Here is a 16,089-nt window from a genome sequence, read left to right as displayed (position 1 = left end):
GGGCATAATGCGCCTGTTACTTCAGGCGCAACCGGCTCATGAAACCGACTCTTCCCCGCAGACCCCGCTGGCGCAGCCTTGCCCTGCTTGCGCTGTGTCTGGCGCCGCTGTTGTGGCCGCTGGAACATCTCGCCGAGCGCTATTACCGCAGCGAACTGGCGGGGCAGAACCGCCAGACCCTCGATCTGTACGTCGCCAACCTGCTCGGCACCCTGCACCGCTACGAGGTGTTGCCGCAGATTCTCGGCGACTTGCCGGCGCTGCGTGCCGTGCTTGGCGCGCCGGATGACGGTGTCACCCAAGGCAATGCCAATCGCCTGCTGAAGAACATCGCCGCGCAGACCGGCGCGGAAGTGATGTACCTGATGGACACCAGCGGCCAGACGCTGGCGGCGTCGAACTGGGATAAACATGACAGCTTCGTCGGCCGCAATTTCTCCTTCCGCCCGTATTTCAGTGAAGCCATGGCCGGGCGCCTCGGGCGTTTCTTCGGCCTCGGCACGACGTCGGCCAAACGCGGGTACTTTTTCGCTGCTGCCGTGCGCAACGGCGAAAAAATCATCGGCGTGCTGGTGATCAAAGTCGACCTCGACCACACCGAAAGCCTGTGGGGCAAAACCCCGGAACAACTGTTGGTCACCGACCACAATGGCGTGGTCATCCTCACCTCGCGGCCGGAATGGCGATTCCGCTCGACACGCATTCTGAGCGACAGCGAACGCTCGGCAATCACCGCGATTCAGCCGTACCCGACGCGCGAGCCGCGGCCGCTGAACCTCAGCACCGACGCCTGGCTGATCCAGACCCACGACATCGCCGAAACTGGCTGGAGCGTCAGCATCCTCGCACCACGGACGCTGATCGACCGCCCGGTGCGCACCGTCGTCGCGATTGGCGGCGCCACGTTGCTGGTGGTGATGTTGCTGGTGGGTTTGATGATGCAGCGCCGGCGGCATTATCTGGAGCGCATCGCCTTCGAGGCCAAGGCGCGGCGTGAGCTGGAAGGTCGGGTCGCCGAGCGCACCAGCGATCTCGAAGGCCTCAACCGACGGCTGAAGCAGGAAGTGCTCGAACGCGAAACCGCCCAGCAGGAATTGGTCCGCGCGCAGGATGATCTGGTTCAGGCCGGCAAACTGTCGGCGCTGGGGACGATGTCGGCGAGCATCAGCCACGAACTCAATCAGCCGCTGGCGGCGATCCGCAGCTACGCGGAAAACGCCGAGGTGTTGCTCGATCATCAACGCACCGACGACGCGCGCGGCAATCTCAAGCTGATCAGCGAACTGACCGGGCGCATGGCCTCGATCATCGCCCACCTGCGCGCCTTCGCCCGGCGCGACCGCCACGCCCCGGAAAGCGTCGCCCTGCAACCGGCGCTCGACGATGCGCTGGCCCTGCTCGCCAAGCGTCGGCGCAGCATGGAGGTCGAACTGATCCGCGACCTACCCGCCGCCACACTGTGGGTCGAGGCCGGTGAAACCCGTCTGCGCCAAGTCCTCGGTAACCTGCTCGCCAATGCCCTCGACGCCCTGACGGAAAAAGGTCCGCCGCGCAAACTCTGGCTGAGTGCCGAATCCACTGCCGACGGCGTCAATCTGTACATTCGCGACAACGGCCCGGGGTTCTGCATGGAAGCCCTCGGCCGCGCCAGCGAGCCCTTCTACACCACCAAGACCCGCACCCAGGGTCTGGGTCTGGGCCTGGCCATTTGTGAAACGCTGATGCGCGCCTTCGGCGGTGAACTGTCGTTCGCCAACCACAAGCAAGGTGGCGCTCTGATTACCCTGCGGCTGCGCGCCGGCGCGCCCGGGGTCAGCCTGCAACCCTCCGAGGACCGAAGTGCATGACCATCGACAATCGCATTCAGGTGGTGTTGATCGACGACGATCCGCACCTGCGTCAGGCCCTCGGCCAGACGCTGGATCTGGCCGGCCTGAAAATCCTGCCCTTGTCTGAAGCCAAAGGTCTGGCCGCGCAACTGGAGCGTGACTGGCCGGGCGTGGTGGTCAGCGATATTCGCATGCCGGGCATGGATGGCCTCGAACTGCTGAGCGAATTGCACGCACAGGACCCGGAGCTGCCGGTGTTGCTGATTACCGGCCACGGCGACGTACCGCTGGCCGTGCAGGCGATGCGCGCTGGCGCTTACGATTTTCTTGAAAAACCCTTCGCCAGCGACGCGCTGCTCGACAGCGTGCGCCGCGCTCTCGCCTTGCGCCGTCTGGTGCTGGATAACCGCAGCCTGCGTCTGGCCCTCAGCGATCGCAATGAGCTGAGCGCGCGGCTGGTCGGGCATTCGACGCCAATGTTGCGTCTGCGCGAGCAGATCGGCGCGCTGGCGGCGACCAAGGCTGATGTGCTGATTCTCGGCGAAACCGGCGCCGGCAAAGAAGTGGTGGCCCGCGCCCTCCATGACTTGTCCAGCCGCCGCAACGGCCCGTTCGTGGCAATCAACGCCGGCGCACTGGCCGAATCGGTGGTGGAAAGCGAACTGTTCGGCCATGAACCCGGCGCATTCACCGGCGCGCAAAAGCGCCGGATCGGCAAGTTCGAATTCGCCAACGGCGGCACGCTGTTTCTCGATGAAATCGAGAGCATGAGCCTGGACGTGCAGGTCAAATTGCTGCGCATGTTGCAGGAGCGCGTCGTCGAACGACTCGGCGGCAATCAACTGATCCCGCTGGACATCCGCGTCATCGCCGCAACCAAGGAAGACCTTCGCCAGGCTGCCGATCAGGGCCGTTTCCGCGCCGACCTGTATTACCGCCTCAATGTTGCGCCGCTGCGCATTCCGCCGCTGCGCGAACGCGGCGAAGATGCGCTGCTGCTGTTCCAGCACTACGCCGATGAAGCCAGCGCCCGCCACGGTCTGCCACCCCATGAACTGCAACCGGCACAACGCGCCTTGCTGTTGCGTCACACCTGGCCGGGCAACGTGCGCGAACTGCAAAACGCCGCCGAACGCTTTGCCCTCGGTCTGGAGCTGGCGCTGGACAACGGCGCCGAAGGCAGCGCCGGCGCACCGGTCGAAGTCGTCAGCGGCGGACTCAGCGAGCAAGTGGAAAACTTCGAGAAAACCCTGATCGCCGCAGAACTGGCGCGCTCGCACAGCTCGGTGCGCAGCCTCGCCGAAGCCCTGGGCATTCCGCGCAAGACCCTGCACGACAAGTTGCGCAAACATGGCCTCAACTTCGGCGATAACAGTCAGGGGGACGAAAACGAATGAGCGACAACACTGACTATCTGCAATCGGTGCTGCACCACGACATCCCACTGACCGCCGAGATGGGCCTGACGGTACTCGAGTGGCGGGAACAGCGACTGAGCCTGCATTTGCCGCTCGCGCCTAACGTCAATCACAAGAGCACGATGTTTGGCGGCAGCCTCTACTGCGGCGCGGTGCTGGCCGGTTGGGGCTGGCTGCATTTGCGCCTGAAGGAAGAAGGGATTACCGACGGGCACATTGTGATTCAGGAAGGGCAGATCAGTTATCCGCTGCCGGTGACCGGTGATGCCACGGCGATTTGCCCGGCGGCTGACGCGGCAGTGTGGAAGAAGTTTCTGGCGATGTATCGGCGTTATGGACGGGCGCGGTTGACGCTTGATACGCGGATCGTCAATCAAGGCAGTGAAGAGCACGCCGTGACGTTTACCGGGCAGTACGTTTTGCACCGTTGAAGATCAACGGCCCCTCACCCTGGCCCTCTCCCGGAGGGAGAGGGGACTGACCGAAGCGACTTGCGTTGTTCATCGACCTGAAAGACCGCAGCGATTGCGGATTCAGCAAAACTCGACCAGGTCGACGCGGCTCGCCAATATCCCGCGATCGGCTCCCTCTCCTGGGGGAGAGGGCTGGGGTGAGGGCAATTCCGGATCAGAACCCTAACCCCGGGCCAACTCCAACAATCTCTCGCGCCACAAAGCCTTCGCCGGCAACGCCAGAAAAAACTCATTCAACAGCGATTCTCGCGCCGGATAACAAAACGCTTCACCGCGCAAATCCAGCACTTCGCCCCCCGCGCCTTCCAGCACGCCCTGCGCTGCCGCCGTGTCCCACTGCGAAGTCGGTGCCAGCCGCGGATAACAATCTGCTGCGCCTTCCGCCAACAAACAGAACTTCAGCGAGCTGCCAATATTGGCCAACTGCAGTTCGCCCAGACTGGCACTCAACCCAGCCAGCAGACGCTCTTGCTCAGGGCTCGAATGTCGACGGCTGGCAACCACGGTAAAAGCGTCGCCCGGTTGCAGCGTTTCACGCACCTGGATCGCCACCGGCGTACCGTGCTTGTCGCACCGCCACGCCCCCAGCCCGGCGCCGCCGAGGTAGTAGCGACCATTGGTCGGCATCGACACCACGCCAAAAACCACCCGACCGTTTTCGATCAGGGCGATGTTGACGGTGAACTCTTCGCTGCCACTGATGAATTCCTTGGTGCCGTCCAGCGGATCTACCAACCACCAGCGCTGCCAGCCGGCGCGCACGCTTTGCGGGATATTGGCATCTTCTTCCGACAACACCGGAATGCTCGGGTCCAGCGCTGTCAGCCCAGCGACAATCAGGTGATGCGCGGCCAAGTCGGCTGCGGTCACCGGCGAATCATCGGGCTTGGCCGTGACTTCAACGCCCGCACGCCAGAACGGCAGAATCGCCTCGCCAGCCTGCAATGCCAAAGCAACAACAGGCGCCATCAATGGGTGGGGGAAATTCATCGACATCTCACTCAAGATTGAAAGAACCGCGCTGGGTCAAAAGATCACGCGTCAGATACAGCGCCGCCAGCGCACGTCCTTCGGAAAATTGTGGATTGAGCGCCAGCGCCGACAGCTCGCGCAGGTTGACCTTGTCGACGCGCATCGGCTCAGGCTCGTCGCCCTCCAGACGCTCTTCATACAGATCGGTGGCCAGCACCACCTGAATCTTCTGGCTCATGTAACCGGGCGACAACGACAGCTCGGTCAGATGCTCCAGTTGTCGGGCGCCGAAACCGGCCTCTTCCTTAAGCTCACGCTCGGCCGCTGCCAGTACATCCTCGCCCGGCTCGATCAAGCCTTTGGGCAAGGACAATTCATAGGCATCGGTGCCACCGCAATACTCTTCGACCAGCACCGCATGTTCGGCATCGAGCATCGCCACGATCATCACCGCGCCGTAGCCCGCGCCCTTGCCGACCAGCCGCTCATACGTGCGTTCCACGCCATTGGAAAAGCGCAGCTTGAGTTCCTCGACCGCGAACAGACGACTGGTGGCGACGATCTCGCGGGCAAGTACGGTGGGTTTCTGGCGCATGCAAAGCTCCTTGGCGTGAACGCGCTACTATAACGCGGCTTTCCCGATTGTTTACCTCGGATATCCTTCTACCGCTCGAGACGTTGCCATGCCTTCATTACCGTGGTCCGACATCGATACCGTTCTGCTCGACATGGACGGCACATTGCTGGATCTGCACTTCGACAACCACTTCTGGCTCGAACACCTGCCCCAGCGTTACGCCGAACTGCACGGGGTCAGCCGGGCCATGGCCGAGATGGAACTGCAGCCGCTGTTCGAGCGCCACGCCGGCCAGTTGCAGTGGTACTGCCTGGACTTCTGGAGTGCCGAACTGCAACTGTCGGTGCGCGAACTGAAACAGGAAACCGCGCATCTGATCGCGTTGCGCCCGGATGCCGACACCTTCCTCGATGCGATCAAACGCGCCGGCAAGCGGGTGATCATGATCACCAATGCGCACCGCGACTCGCTGTCGCTGAAACTGGAGCGGATCGAACTGGCGCCGTACTTCGAACGGCTGATCAGCTCGCACGATTATGGTTACCCGAAGGAAAATCCGCAGTTCTGGGATGCCTTGCAGGCGGATATCGGGTTCGATCCGGCGCGCAGCCTGTTTATCGACGACACCTTGCCGATTCTGCGCAGTGCACGGGATTTTGGCGTGGCGCATTTGCTCGCGGTGAAAGAGCCGGACAGCCGCAAGGGACCGAAAGACACCGCCGAGTTTGCTGCGGTCGACGATTATCGGGATTTGATTGCCGGGCTTTGAAACCGGGTCGCCCCAATCGCCAGCAGGCTGGCTCCCACATGGAAATGCGTTTCCCTGTGGGAGCCAGCCTGCTGGCGATAGCGGTTTCGAAAGTTATTCAGGGATACGCAACACTTGCCCTGGGTAGATCTTGTCCGCGCTCTTGAGCTGCGGCTTGTTGGCCTCGAAAATCTTGTTGTACTGGTTCGGGTCACCATACACGCGCTTGGAAATCGCGCTCAGCGTGTCGCCTTTTTCGACAGTGACAAATTTCGCGGCAGCAGTGACAGCGCCAGTCACGGTGATCTGATCATCTACACCAGTGACGCCAGCTACGTTGCCCAACGCCAAGAGAATCTTCTCTTTCTCTTCCTGGCTGGCCGCTTCACCCGTAGCGATCACTTTCTCTCCTTCGACCTTGACCTGGATTTTTGACGTGTCGATTCCAGTCAGCGCCTCCTGTACGTGCTTGGTCAGCGCCGCACTGTTGGCTTCGGCCTTGTCCGGGGTCAGCGCATCGAGAATTTTTTCACCGGCGTCTTTCAAAAAACTGAACAGGCTCATTGCATTCACTCCATGGAATAAAGGGTCAGTCGTTCAAGCCTAGACCACCCCGGCCAAACCCGGTTCCAGTCCGACCAATGACCCTGTACGCACGCACGCGGTAGAATCGCCCACCCCGCCAACCTTTCCCGGAGCGAAGATGGACATCAAGCAACTGAAATTCCTCATCGCCCTCGACGAAACCCGTCACTTCGGCCAGGCCGCTGCGCGCTGCCACATCACCCAGCCGACCTTGTCGATGCGTCTGCGCAGCCTCGAAGAAGAACTCGACCTGCCGCTGGTCAACCGTGGTCAACGCTTCGAAGGTTTCACCGCGCCGGGCGAGCGCGTGCTGGCGTGGGCGCGCACGGTGCTGGCGGCTTATGACGGCTTGCAGGCAGAAGCGGCGGCCTGTCGCGGCAATCTGATCGGTACGTTGCGTCTGGGCGTGGTGCCGCTGTCGAGTTTTGATCCGCTGCCGTTGATGCAACGCCTGCATGCGGCGCACCCGGAGTTGCGCTTCGAACTGTCGTCGCTGAGTTCCGAGCAGGTGCTCGAACATCTGGCCAACAATCGCATCGACATCGGCGTGTCCTATCTGGAGCGTCTGGACAGCGAGCGCTTTGATTCTCTGGCCTTCGACGAAACGCGCATGGGCCTGCTTTACGATCAGCGCTCCTTCACCTTTGGCGAAGAACCGCTGAGCTGGGAAGCGCTGATCGAACTGCCGCTGTGCATGCTCACCAGCGGCATGCATTTTCGCCAGTCCATCGACCACAACTTCCACAGCCGCGGCCTGACCCCGCAACCCCTGCTGCAAACCGACGCCGTGCATCAATTGTTACAGGCCGTACACGGCGGCTTTTGCTGCGCAATCATGCCGCTGGATGGCGGTGCGGAAACCCTGGCTGATCACCTGCGCCTGCAACCGATCGAAAATGCCCGCACGCTGGCGCCGCTGGGCCTGATCATGCGCCGTGGCGCGCCGCGTTCAGCGCTGGCGGAAGCCTGTTTCGCGCTGTACCAGAAATCGCCCAAAGAGGCTTGATCGACGGCATCTATCGGTAGATCGGTAATAGCGATTAGACGCGACAACTTGCCGCGCCTAGTCTTGACCTAGATCAAACCGTCGGTGATGCCATGAACGCCAAGCGTCCAGCCTGCGCGGCGCCAGCCCTCGAAACGCCCGCGCCCGCCGCCAGCCAGACCTACAGCTACAGCGATTTGCCCCGTGAGGAATCGGCCAGCACTGCGCTGGCCGAAGAAGTCGCGTTGGCGATTGCCTACAACGGCATCAGCCAGGCGGTGATGCTGGTGACGCCAACGGATCTGGAAGACTTCATTGTCGGCTTCAGCCTCGGCAGCGGCATCATTGAAGACGCCAGCGATATCTACGACCTGCAACTGACCGGCTCGGGCTCGGCGCAATATGCGCAGGTGACCATCGCCAATCGCGCTTTCTGGAACCTCAAGCAACAGCGTCGGCAATTGGCCGGCACCAGCGGTTGCGGTTTGTGCGGTGTCGAAGCGGTGGAACAGGCGCTGCCCGATCTCAAGGTTTTGCCCGGTTCGCCGCTGCCGCCGATCGCCTGGCTCGACGGCCTGCGCCAGCGCATCGGCGCGTTTCAGCCGCTGGGCCAGCATTGCGGCGCGGTACATGCCGCGGTGTTCATGAATGCCAGCGGCGAGTTGCTGCTCGGTCGCGAAGACATCGGCCGGCACAACGCCCTCGACAAGCTGATCGGCGGACTGATTCGCCAGAAGATCATGACCGAGGGCGGCCTGGCGATTGTCACCAGCCGTTGCAGTCTCGAACTGATCCAGAAGGTCCTGCGTGCCGGTATCCAGACCCTTGTCAGTCTGTCGGCACCGACCGGCCTTGCCGTGCAATGGGCACGGCGCCACAACCTCAATCTCATCCACCTGCCGCAGAAAAGTGCGCCGCGGGTGTACAGCCCCGCGATGGAGAATCAAGCGTGAGCCAACATCATCAAGCCGACCAGAAACCTGTCCCGCGCTACAAGCCTTACAAAGGTGCCGCCGGCGGCTGGGGCGCCCTGATCAGTGTGGCTCAGGCCTGGTTGACCAGCGACAACGCGCTGAAGAACCTGCGCATGATGCTCAAGACCAACCAGAACGGCGGCTTCGACTGCCCTGGCTGCGCCTGGGGTGATTCGCCGGAAAGCGGCATGGTCAAGTTCTGCGAAAACGGCGCCAAAGCGGTGAACTGGGAAGCAACCAAGCGCCGCGTCGATGCGAAGTTCTTCGCCAAGCACAGCGTCACTGCGTTGCTGGAGCAGAGCGACTACTGGCTGGAATATCAGGGCCGGCTGACAGAGCCGATGGTCTACGACGCTGAAACCGATCGCTACAAGCCGATCAGTTGGGAAGATGCGTTTGCCCTGATCGGCAAGCATTTGCGCAATCTGCCGAGCCCGGATCAGGCCGAGTTCTACACCTCCGGTCGTGCCAGTAACGAAGCGGCGTATCTGTATCAGTTGTTCGTACGCGCCTATGGCACCAACAATTTCCCTGACTGCTCGAACATGTGCCACGAGGCCAGCGGTGTGGCGCTGGCGCAAAGTGTCGGCGTCGGCAAGGGCACGGTGACGTTCGATGATTTCGAGCACGCCGATGCGATTTTTGTCTGGGGCCAGAACCCTGGCACCAACCATCCGCGGATGCTCGAGCCATTGCGTGAAGCGGTGAAGCGCGGCGCGCAGGTGGTGTGTATCAACCCGTTGAAAGAGCGCGGCCTGGAACGTTTCCAGCACCCGCAGCACCCGATCGAAATGCTCACCAACGGCGACAAGCCAACCAACACCGCGTATTTCCGTCCGGCACTGGGCGGCGACATGGCGGTGCTGCGCGGCATGGCCAAGTTTCTGTTGCAATGGGAACGCGACGCGCAGAAGGCCGGCGAGCCGGCGGTGTTCGATCACGACTTCCTCAATGCCCACAGCGCCAACGTGCTGGAATACCTCGGTGTGGTCGATGACACGTCGTGGGAGCAGATCGTCGAGCAGTCGGGCCTGACCTTGGTCGACATCGAACAAGCCGCGCGTATGTACGCCAAAGGCAAGAACGTGATCATGTGCTGGGCGATGGGCATCACCCAGCATCGCCATTCGGTGCCGACCATCCAGGAAATCGCCAACCTGATGCTGCTGCGCGGCAACATCGGCAAGCCGGGCGCCGGTCTCTGTCCAGTGCGTGGTCACAGTAACGTGCAGGGCGACCGCACCATGGGCATCAACGAACGTCCACCGGTGGCGTTCCTCGATTCGCTGGAGCGGCGCTTCCAGTTCAAGGTGCCGCGCCACAATGGGCACAACGTGGTCGAGGCGATCCACGCGATGGCCGAGGGTCGCGCCAAGGTGTTCATCGGTCTGGGCGGCAACTTCGCCCAAGCCACGCCGGACAGCCCACGCACCTTCCAGGCGCTGCGCAACTGCGACCTGACCGTACAGATCAGCACCAAGCTCAACCGCAGCCACTTGGCTCACGGCAAAGACGCGCTGATCCTGCCGTGCCTGGGTCGTACCGACATTGATATTCAGAGCGAAGGCCCGCAAGCGGTCACCGTGGAAGACTCGTTCAGCATGGTTCACGCCTCCAACGGCCAGTTGCAGCCGCTGTCGAACCAGATGCGCTCGGAGCCGTCGATCATCGCCGGCATCGCCGCCGCGACGTTGGGCAGCAAACCGGTGGACTGGAACTGGCTGGTCGCCGATTACGCACGCATTCGCGAACTGATTGCCGACACCATCCCGAACTTCAAGGACTTCAACGAGAAGGTGAAAAACCCGGGTGGTTTCTACCTCGGCAACAGCGCTGGCGCGCGCAAGTGGAACACGCCGTCGGGCCGGGCCAATTTCCGTCCGAACCTGCTGCCCCTGGATCTGGTGCACGAACGCACCCGCGCCACCGGGCAACTACCGGACCTGATCCTGCAATCGATGCGTTCCCACGATCAGTACAACACCACGATTTACGGTCTCGACGACCGTTATCGCGGCGTCAAAGGCCAGCGTGACGTTTTGTTCGTCAACGAGGCCGACATCATTCGCCTGGGTTTCCGTCCGGGGCAGAAGGCCGACATCGTGTCGCTGTGGGACGATGGCCGGGAGCGCCGGGTGAAAGGTTTTACATTATTGGCGTTCGATATTCCTGCCGGCCAAGCGGCGGCGTACTATCCGGAAGTCAATCCGCTGGTGCCGCTGGAAAGTACCGGTGATGGCAGCCACACGCCGACGTCGAAATTCATTGCGATCCGGCTGGAAGCGGCGAGTGAGAGTGGGTTGATCATGGCCAAAACCGCTTAATCGACGCTTGCATTGGCCCCTTCGCGAACAGACTCGACCCCACATGGGATTGCATTCCAAGTGTGAGAGCGAGCCTGCTGGCGAAAGCAATGGAAGTGCCCACTTACCTGCTGGGCCGGACGCTTTTCCAACACCCACAAAAAAGGCCGTTTTTACATAAAAACGGCCTGTCCGAAGTAGCTAAAGACCGGCGAAAAACGGTTAAGTTCCAGTGAAAAAACAGTAACTTGCAATATTGTATACAAGTCGTGTTATTCGTCGGATTTTGATTGTCACGCCCATTGCAGAGCCTCAGGATCGGCGCCGTCATCCCTTTGAGGCTCATCCTCTATGAAGTTCTCCTCGATTCTCTTGTTGTCCCTTGGCCTGGTCAGTGGCTTCGCTTCTGCCGGCGGCACCACCGAAGCAGGTGTGGGCGGCGCATTGGGCGGGGTTCTTGGCTCGGTCGTCGGTCAGTCTATAGGCGGCAATACAGGTTCCACCATTGGCGCAGCCTTGGGCGGCGCAGGTGGTAGCGCAGTCGGCGCAGACCGCCACAGCCGTGGCGAAGCCGCCATTGGCGGTGCGTTGGGCGCAGCCGGCGGTAACGTCGTAGGTCGCAGTCTGGGCGGCACCACCGGCAGCCTGATCGGCTCCGCGGCAGGTGGCGGTGCAGGTGGCGCACTGGGTAACTACATGGGCCGCGATGATGACGATGATCGTCATCGCGATCGCCGCTACGATGATCGCCGCTACTACCGCGATCGCGGCCACCCAGGCCGCGGCCATGCTTACGGCCACCGCAAGCACCACAAGCACTATCGCCACCGCTAAGGCGCAGGCTTGAACAAAAATCGCAGCCCGAGGGCTGCGATTTTTTTTGCCTGTTTCAGACGGCCAAACGTTGCAGCGCTGCGCGCAACCCGGGCGGAATCGGCACCGGTTGATTGCTCGCCCGGTCCACGAAGACATGAACGAAGCGCCCGGCTGCGCAGGCCTCCACTTCTCCTACCTTGAACACGGCCAATTCGTATTGCACCGAACTGTTGCCCAGCTTGCCCACGCGCATGCCGATTTCGATCAGATCCGGGAAGGCGATCGAGGCGAAATAATCGCAGGCTGAGCTGACCACAAAACCGACCACCTCACCGTCATGGATATCCAGACCGCCAACCTGAATCAGATACGTGTTCACGGCGGTGTCGAAGAAGCTGTAATAAGTGACGTTGTTAACGTGACCGTAAGCGTCGTTGTCGTGCCAGCGCGTGGTGATGGGCTGGAAGTGCGGGTAGTCGGAGCGTTGGGGCGTGGGATTGGACATTGATCCGCGATTCCTGAAAGTGTTTTGGCGAGTCTGATTTAAAACCGTGGCGCGCTCTTCGCGAGCAGGCTCGCTCCCACAGGAATCCACGATCCAATGTGGGAGCGAGCCTGCTCGCGAAGAGGTCAGCACAGCCGCAATATTTCAACGATCAGCAAACCCCTTGCCCTGCGCCGCCAGTTCGCCAATCAACCGCGCCGGTTTCCACTGATCACCCTGGCGCGTCTCCAGCGCCAGCAGACGCTGATGGATATCCGCCAGCCCTTGCTGACCCGCCCAAGCCATAGGCCCGCCCTTGTCGGCCGGGAAGCCATAGCCGTTCAGGTACACCAGATCGATGTCATGGGCCGACTCGGCAATGCCTTCCTGGAGAATTTTCGCGCCCTCGTTGACCAGCGCCAGCAGGCAGCGCTCGAGAATTTCCTCAGGACCGATCTCGCGGCGCTGGAAACCCAGCCCTTCACTGACCTGCAACACCAGTGCGTCAACCTCGGGGTCATGCTCAGCCTGCCGACTGCCGGGTTCGTAATGGTAATAACCGTTGCCGGATTTCTGCCCGAAGCGGCCCAGCTCGCACAGACGATTGTCCACCTGCACCTCTGGCGCATCCTGCCCTTTGCCGGCCAGTTCGCGGGCGCGCCACTCCAGGTCGATACCGACCACGTCGTACATGCGGAAGGGTCCCATAGCGAATCCGAAACCCTGCAGCGCTGCATCAACCTGATGCGGGTAGGCGCCCTCGAGCATCATCTTGCGTGCTTCCAGCACGTACGGGTGCAACATGCGATTGCCGATGAAGCCATGGCAATTGCCCGATACCACGCTGACCTTGCCCATGCGCTTGCCCAGCGCCAAAGCTGCCTGCAGGGCCGCCGGTGAAGTCTGCGCACCGCGGACGATCTCCAACAGTCTCATAATGTGCGCCGGGCTAAAGAAATGCAGGCCCAGCACTTGCTCCGGACGGCGCGTGGCCGCGGCAATCGCATCGATATCCAGCGCCGAAGTATTACTGGCCAGCAGTGCTTCAGGCTTGAGCAGGCCATCCAGTTCGCGAAAGATCTTTTGCTTGAGCTCAAGATTTTCGTACACCGCTTCGATCACCAGATCGACATTGCGAATCGCCGCATAGTCGGCGGCGGCACTGACCCGGGCAATACGCACGTCAGCCTCCGCCTGATCGATCCGTCCCTGGCGCACATTGTGCGCGTAGGTTTCGGCGACAGCTGCAAGCGCCTGTTCGAGCATCTGTGGGTTGTTATCCACCCATTGCACCGCAACGCCGGCGTTGGCCAGGCACATGACAATGCCGCGGCCCATGGTCCCCGCACCGATCACCGCGGCTTGCTGAATATCGAAGGATGTCTGGCTCATGTTGTTCTCTTGTTGGCGATCCAAAGACTGGAATCACCATAGTCAGCCAATGAGGTTTTTTGAAGTTTATTACCGTGATGGTTGGTATTCAGCGGATGGATACAGGCGCGTTTTTTGTAGGAGCGAGCCTGCTCGCGAAGGGGCCAAAGGCTTGAAATCAAGGTGCCTGATCCTGCGCTTTCGCGAGCAGGCTCGCTTCCACAAAAGTCCCGGTCACCCAGTTAGATTGTCAGCAGCCCAACTGCGCACTTCGGCAAAGGGATATTCCTCCAGCGCCGCGAACCCGGAAATCGTCCGCGCCTTCATTTTGGTGAACAGCGGTACGCTGATCCCGCACAAAAACCGCGTCAGCCGCTCGGCCGTTGGCATCGAGCCGGTGTGCTGCTCATGCTTGTGGATAAATTCGCCACACAGCTGCGCAAAGTTTTCATCCACAAGCGCTGGCAGCTCCGGCGCTGGTGGCAGTCGTGCCACGTGGCCGTGACACACCGAACAATGCCCACACTGTTGCGGAGCATTGTGGTCGCCGAAGTATTCGGCCAGCCGATAACCCAGGCAGCGTTCGCTGGCAAACATCGCGAGCATGGCGTGAATGCGGGTGATTTCAGCCTGCTCATGGCGGGTGAAATAGTCGTGTAGCTCGGTACTCAAATGTTCACTATCGAAATCACTGCGCAGCAAGCTGTACACCTCGGTCATCTGCTTGCTTTCCAGCTCGATCCAGCCTTTTTCCTGGAAGTAATCCAGCGCCTTCACCAGCCGACTGCGCTCGGCAGAATACTGCGCGTACATTGCGTCGAAATTCACCGTGGCCCACGAACGTGCACGGGTTGAGGACTGGATCAGTGCGGCAACGAAGTCCCGGCGTTCGCCGTCGAAACGCTCAAGCAGTACCTCCGGCTCCAGCAGGTATTTGAAGCGGTATTCGGCGTAATAGGCATAGCGCGGCGCGATCAAGCCGCGCAGTTCCAGCTGAACCAGCAAAGTCTTCAACGGCAACGAGCGGATGTTGCTCTGGTCCGCCAACGGCCCGAGCATGAACTCCCACTGCCCTTGCCCTGCCGAGGCTTTGATTTCATCCAGCACGTAACGAATGCCTGCACGCTCCGGGGTGTCGCCGTAGACAAAGTTTTCCAGCACGTTGAGGCTGTCGCGATTGGCCAATACCAGGCAATCGGATGGCTGCCCGTCACGACCGGCGCGGCCGATTTCCTGACTGTAGTTTTCGATGGATTTGGGCAGGTCGAAATGCACCACGTTGCGAATGTCGCTCTTGTCGATGCCCATGCCGAACGCGATAGTCGCAACGATGCAATTGGACTGCCCGGCCATGAAGCGTTTCTGGATCGCTTCGCGTTGGTCGTGAGGCAGACCGGCGTGATACGCCTCGGCCTGAATGCCATTGCGTTCAAGGTGCTCGGCGATGTGTGCGGCGGTTTTCTGCAAGGTCACGTAGACGATGCTCGGCTGGCCCGCTCGCGCGCTCATCCACTCGACCAGACGCCGGCGCTTGTCCTCACCGCGCACCGGTTCGACCAGCAGATTGAGGTTGGGCCGGTAGAAGCCGGTGGTTACCACATCTTCTTCTGCGATATTGAATTTGGCCTGCATGTCGGCAATCACATTCGGCGTTGCCGTAGCGGTCAACAGCAGGGCTTGCGGGATGTTGAACTGGCGCTGGTAGTCCGGCAGCTTGAGGTAGTCGGGACGGAAATTGTGCCCCCACTCGGAAATACAGTGCGCCTCGTCCACGACCAATAACGAGAGGGGTACCTGCTGCAGAAAGTTGCGAAAGCGCTCGTTCTTCAAGCGCTCCACCGAGACCATCAGGATCTTCAATTCACCCGAACGGGCGCGGGCCATCACCGCACTGGCGTCATCGCGATTTTGCGCCGAATCGATGCTGCCGGCCGAGATGCCATGGCGCTGCAGAAAAGCCAATTGATCCTGCATCAACGCCAAGAGCGGCGACACCACCAGCGTCAGGTGTGGCAACAACAGCGCCGGCAGTTGATAGCAAATCGACTTGCCGGAACCGGTGGGAAAAATGGCCGCCGCCGAGCGCCCGGTCAGCACCGCACTGATCGCGGCTTCTTGTCCGGGGCGAAACTGTGAGAAACCAAAAACCTGTTCCAGGGTGTTGTGCATTCGCTGTCACTCCGTTGACTGCTGCCATGCCAACAGCCTAGCGGGCGATTGCAGCGAGTCGAGAAAAGGTCGGGGTCAAATCGATTCAGGATGATACCGCGTGGTGGAATGCTCAACGCAAGCGCACGCGGAATGCGATTGAAAAGCGCCGTTTCCGTTCAAGCGAGTGTCGGACGCCTAGAAACTTCCTACTGAATCCGAGGCACACGTTATGAAGTTCGATCACGAATCGTCTGCCGCAAAAGTAGGAATATTCACTGGTCGATTCTTTGCCAAAACAAACCGCGAAAACCTGTAGGAAAGATCGCTCAATTGACGAAAAAACCCCTACGAAAGCTGTCCACTGCGGCTGTCTTGTCTCACCGCAAAACGCCCTTCTATAGTG

General features: G+C 61.0%; 14 protein-coding genes. 8 read left to right on the top strand and 6 right to left on the bottom strand.

Features of this window, described 5'->3' with window-relative positions; translation table 11 throughout:
* The first annotated feature begins 38 nt into the window (after positions 1-38).
* From BLU52_RS26440 to BLU52_RS26430, 3 genes are read left to right on the top strand one after another with little or no spacing between them, the layout of a single operon-like run.
* Positions 39-1,847, top strand: coding sequence for a sensor histidine kinase (locus BLU52_RS26440; RefSeq protein ID WP_090288336.1), 1,809 nt, complete (start codon positions 39-41; stop codon positions 1,845-1,847).
* Entirely contained in the window at positions 1,844-3,226 is a 1,383-nt protein-coding gene (locus tag BLU52_RS26435; RefSeq protein ID WP_090288334.1) for a sigma-54-dependent transcriptional regulator, read from the top strand. The genes BLU52_RS26440 and BLU52_RS26435 overlap by 4 nt, the downstream gene beginning before the upstream one ends.
* The gene (locus BLU52_RS26430) at positions 3,223-3,678 is read left to right on the top strand and encodes a YiiD C-terminal domain-containing protein (protein WP_090288332.1); all 456 of its coding nucleotides are present in this window, start codon (positions 3,223-3,225) and stop codon (positions 3,676-3,678) included. Before BLU52_RS26435 ends, BLU52_RS26430 begins: the two co-directional genes overlap by 4 nt.
* 204 nt (positions 3,679-3,882) lie before the next feature.
* Here BLU52_RS26430 and cysQ read toward each other — a convergent pair whose 3' ends face one another.
* Together cysQ and nudE are read right to left on the bottom strand one after the other, a co-directional pair.
* Entirely contained in the window at positions 3,883-4,710 is an 828-nt protein-coding gene (cysQ, locus tag BLU52_RS26425; RefSeq protein WP_090288703.1) for a 3'(2'),5'-bisphosphate nucleotidase CysQ, read from the bottom strand.
* A gap of 7 nt (positions 4,711-4,717) precedes the next feature.
* Entirely contained in the window at positions 4,718-5,287 is a 570-nt protein-coding gene (gene nudE / locus BLU52_RS26420) for an ADP compounds hydrolase NudE (RefSeq protein WP_090288331.1), read from the bottom strand.
* A gap of 88 nt (positions 5,288-5,375) precedes the next feature.
* Between nudE and yrfG the strand changes: the two genes are divergently transcribed.
* Complete coding sequence (gene yrfG, locus BLU52_RS26415; protein ID WP_090288329.1) at positions 5,376-6,038, top strand: GMP/IMP nucleotidase; 663 nt, start codon at positions 5,376-5,378, stop codon at positions 6,036-6,038.
* A gap of 93 nt (positions 6,039-6,131) precedes the next feature.
* Here the strand turns inward: yrfG and lysM are convergent, their stop codons facing one another.
* Positions 6,132-6,581: a peptidoglycan-binding protein LysM gene (lysM, locus tag BLU52_RS26410; protein ID WP_090288327.1), complete on the bottom strand. Its 450-nt coding sequence runs from the start codon at positions 6,579-6,581 to the stop codon at positions 6,132-6,134.
* Positions 6,582-6,720: 139 nt separating this feature from the next.
* Here lysM and BLU52_RS26405 point away from each other — a divergent pair, with 139 nt between their 5' ends.
* From BLU52_RS26405 to BLU52_RS26390, 4 genes are all read left to right on the top strand, one after another.
* A complete protein-coding gene (locus BLU52_RS26405) occupies positions 6,721-7,608 on the top strand; it encodes a LysR family transcriptional regulator (RefSeq protein WP_090288326.1) in 888 nt (295 codons plus the stop codon).
* A 92-nt stretch (positions 7,609-7,700) separates the two neighbouring features.
* Positions 7,701-8,540 carry a formate dehydrogenase accessory sulfurtransferase FdhD gene (fdhD, locus tag BLU52_RS26400; RefSeq protein ID WP_090288324.1) on the top strand — a complete coding sequence of 280 codons (840 nt, stop codon included), beginning with the start codon at positions 7,701-7,703 and terminating at the stop codon, positions 8,538-8,540.
* On the top strand, positions 8,537-10,885 hold the full coding sequence (locus BLU52_RS26395) for an FdhF/YdeP family oxidoreductase (protein ID WP_090288322.1): 2,349 nt from the start codon (positions 8,537-8,539) through the stop codon (positions 10,883-10,885). The genes fdhD and BLU52_RS26395 overlap by 4 nt, the downstream gene beginning before the upstream one ends.
* Positions 10,886-11,215: 330 nt before the next feature.
* Positions 11,216-11,698, top strand: coding sequence for a glycine zipper domain-containing protein (locus BLU52_RS26390; RefSeq protein ID WP_090288320.1), 483 nt, complete (start codon positions 11,216-11,218; stop codon positions 11,696-11,698).
* Between the two features lie 55 nt (positions 11,699-11,753).
* Here BLU52_RS26390 and BLU52_RS26385 read toward each other — a convergent pair whose 3' ends face one another.
* From BLU52_RS26385 to BLU52_RS26375, 3 genes are all read right to left on the bottom strand, one after another.
* Positions 11,754-12,185 (bottom strand): acyl-CoA thioesterase, encoded by a 432-nt coding sequence (locus tag BLU52_RS26385; protein ID WP_090288319.1) that lies wholly within the window; start codon positions 12,183-12,185, stop codon positions 11,754-11,756.
* Positions 12,186-12,329: 144 nt separating this feature from the next.
* Positions 12,330-13,556 (bottom strand): 3-hydroxyacyl-CoA dehydrogenase, encoded by a 1,227-nt coding sequence (locus BLU52_RS26380; protein ID WP_090288317.1) that lies wholly within the window; start codon positions 13,554-13,556, stop codon positions 12,330-12,332.
* Positions 13,557-13,769: 213 nt separating this feature from the next.
* Entirely contained in the window at positions 13,770-15,704 is a 1,935-nt protein-coding gene (locus tag BLU52_RS26375; RefSeq protein ID WP_090288315.1) for a RecQ family ATP-dependent DNA helicase, read from the bottom strand.
* Positions 15,705-16,089 lie beyond the last annotated feature (385 nt).

It is taken from the genome of Pseudomonas granadensis (assembly GCF_900105485.1).
GTDB classification, from domain to species: Bacteria; Pseudomonadota; Gammaproteobacteria; order Pseudomonadales; family Pseudomonadaceae; genus Aquipseudomonas; species Aquipseudomonas granadensis.
Note: the sequence above shows the minus strand (reverse complement) of the source record. Positions and strands in the feature narration are given on the sequence as shown.

Coding starts and splice junctions, on each gene's coding strand:
- BLU52_RS26440 (WP_090288336.1), top strand. CDS start 39: ATGAAACCGACTCTTCCCCGCAGACCCCGCTGGCGCAGCCTTGCCCTG.
- BLU52_RS26435 (WP_090288334.1), top strand. CDS start 1,844: ATGACCATCGACAATCGCATTCAGGTGGTGTTGATCGACGACGATCCG.
- BLU52_RS26430 (WP_090288332.1), top strand. CDS start 3,223: ATGAGCGACAACACTGACTATCTGCAATCGGTGCTGCACCACGACATC.
- cysQ (WP_090288703.1), bottom strand. CDS start 4,710: ATGAATTTCCCCCACCCATTGATGGCGCCTGTTGTTGCTTTGGCATTG.
- nudE (WP_090288331.1), bottom strand. CDS start 5,287: ATGCGCCAGAAACCCACCGTACTTGCCCGCGAGATCGTCGCCACCAGT.
- yrfG (WP_090288329.1), top strand. CDS start 5,376: ATGCCTTCATTACCGTGGTCCGACATCGATACCGTTCTGCTCGACATG.
- lysM (WP_090288327.1), bottom strand. CDS start 6,581: ATGAGCCTGTTCAGTTTTTTGAAAGACGCCGGTGAAAAAATTCTCGAT.
- BLU52_RS26405 (WP_090288326.1), top strand. CDS start 6,721: ATGGACATCAAGCAACTGAAATTCCTCATCGCCCTCGACGAAACCCGT.
- fdhD (WP_090288324.1), top strand. CDS start 7,701: ATGAACGCCAAGCGTCCAGCCTGCGCGGCGCCAGCCCTCGAAACGCCC.
- BLU52_RS26390 (WP_090288320.1), top strand. CDS start 11,216: ATGAAGTTCTCCTCGATTCTCTTGTTGTCCCTTGGCCTGGTCAGTGGC.
- BLU52_RS26385 (WP_090288319.1), bottom strand. CDS start 12,185: ATGTCCAATCCCACGCCCCAACGCTCCGACTACCCGCACTTCCAGCCC.
- BLU52_RS26380 (WP_090288317.1), bottom strand. CDS start 13,556: ATGAGCCAGACATCCTTCGATATTCAGCAAGCCGCGGTGATCGGTGCG.
- BLU52_RS26375 (WP_090288315.1), bottom strand. CDS start 15,704: ATGCACAACACCCTGGAACAGGTTTTTGGTTTCTCACAGTTTCGCCCC.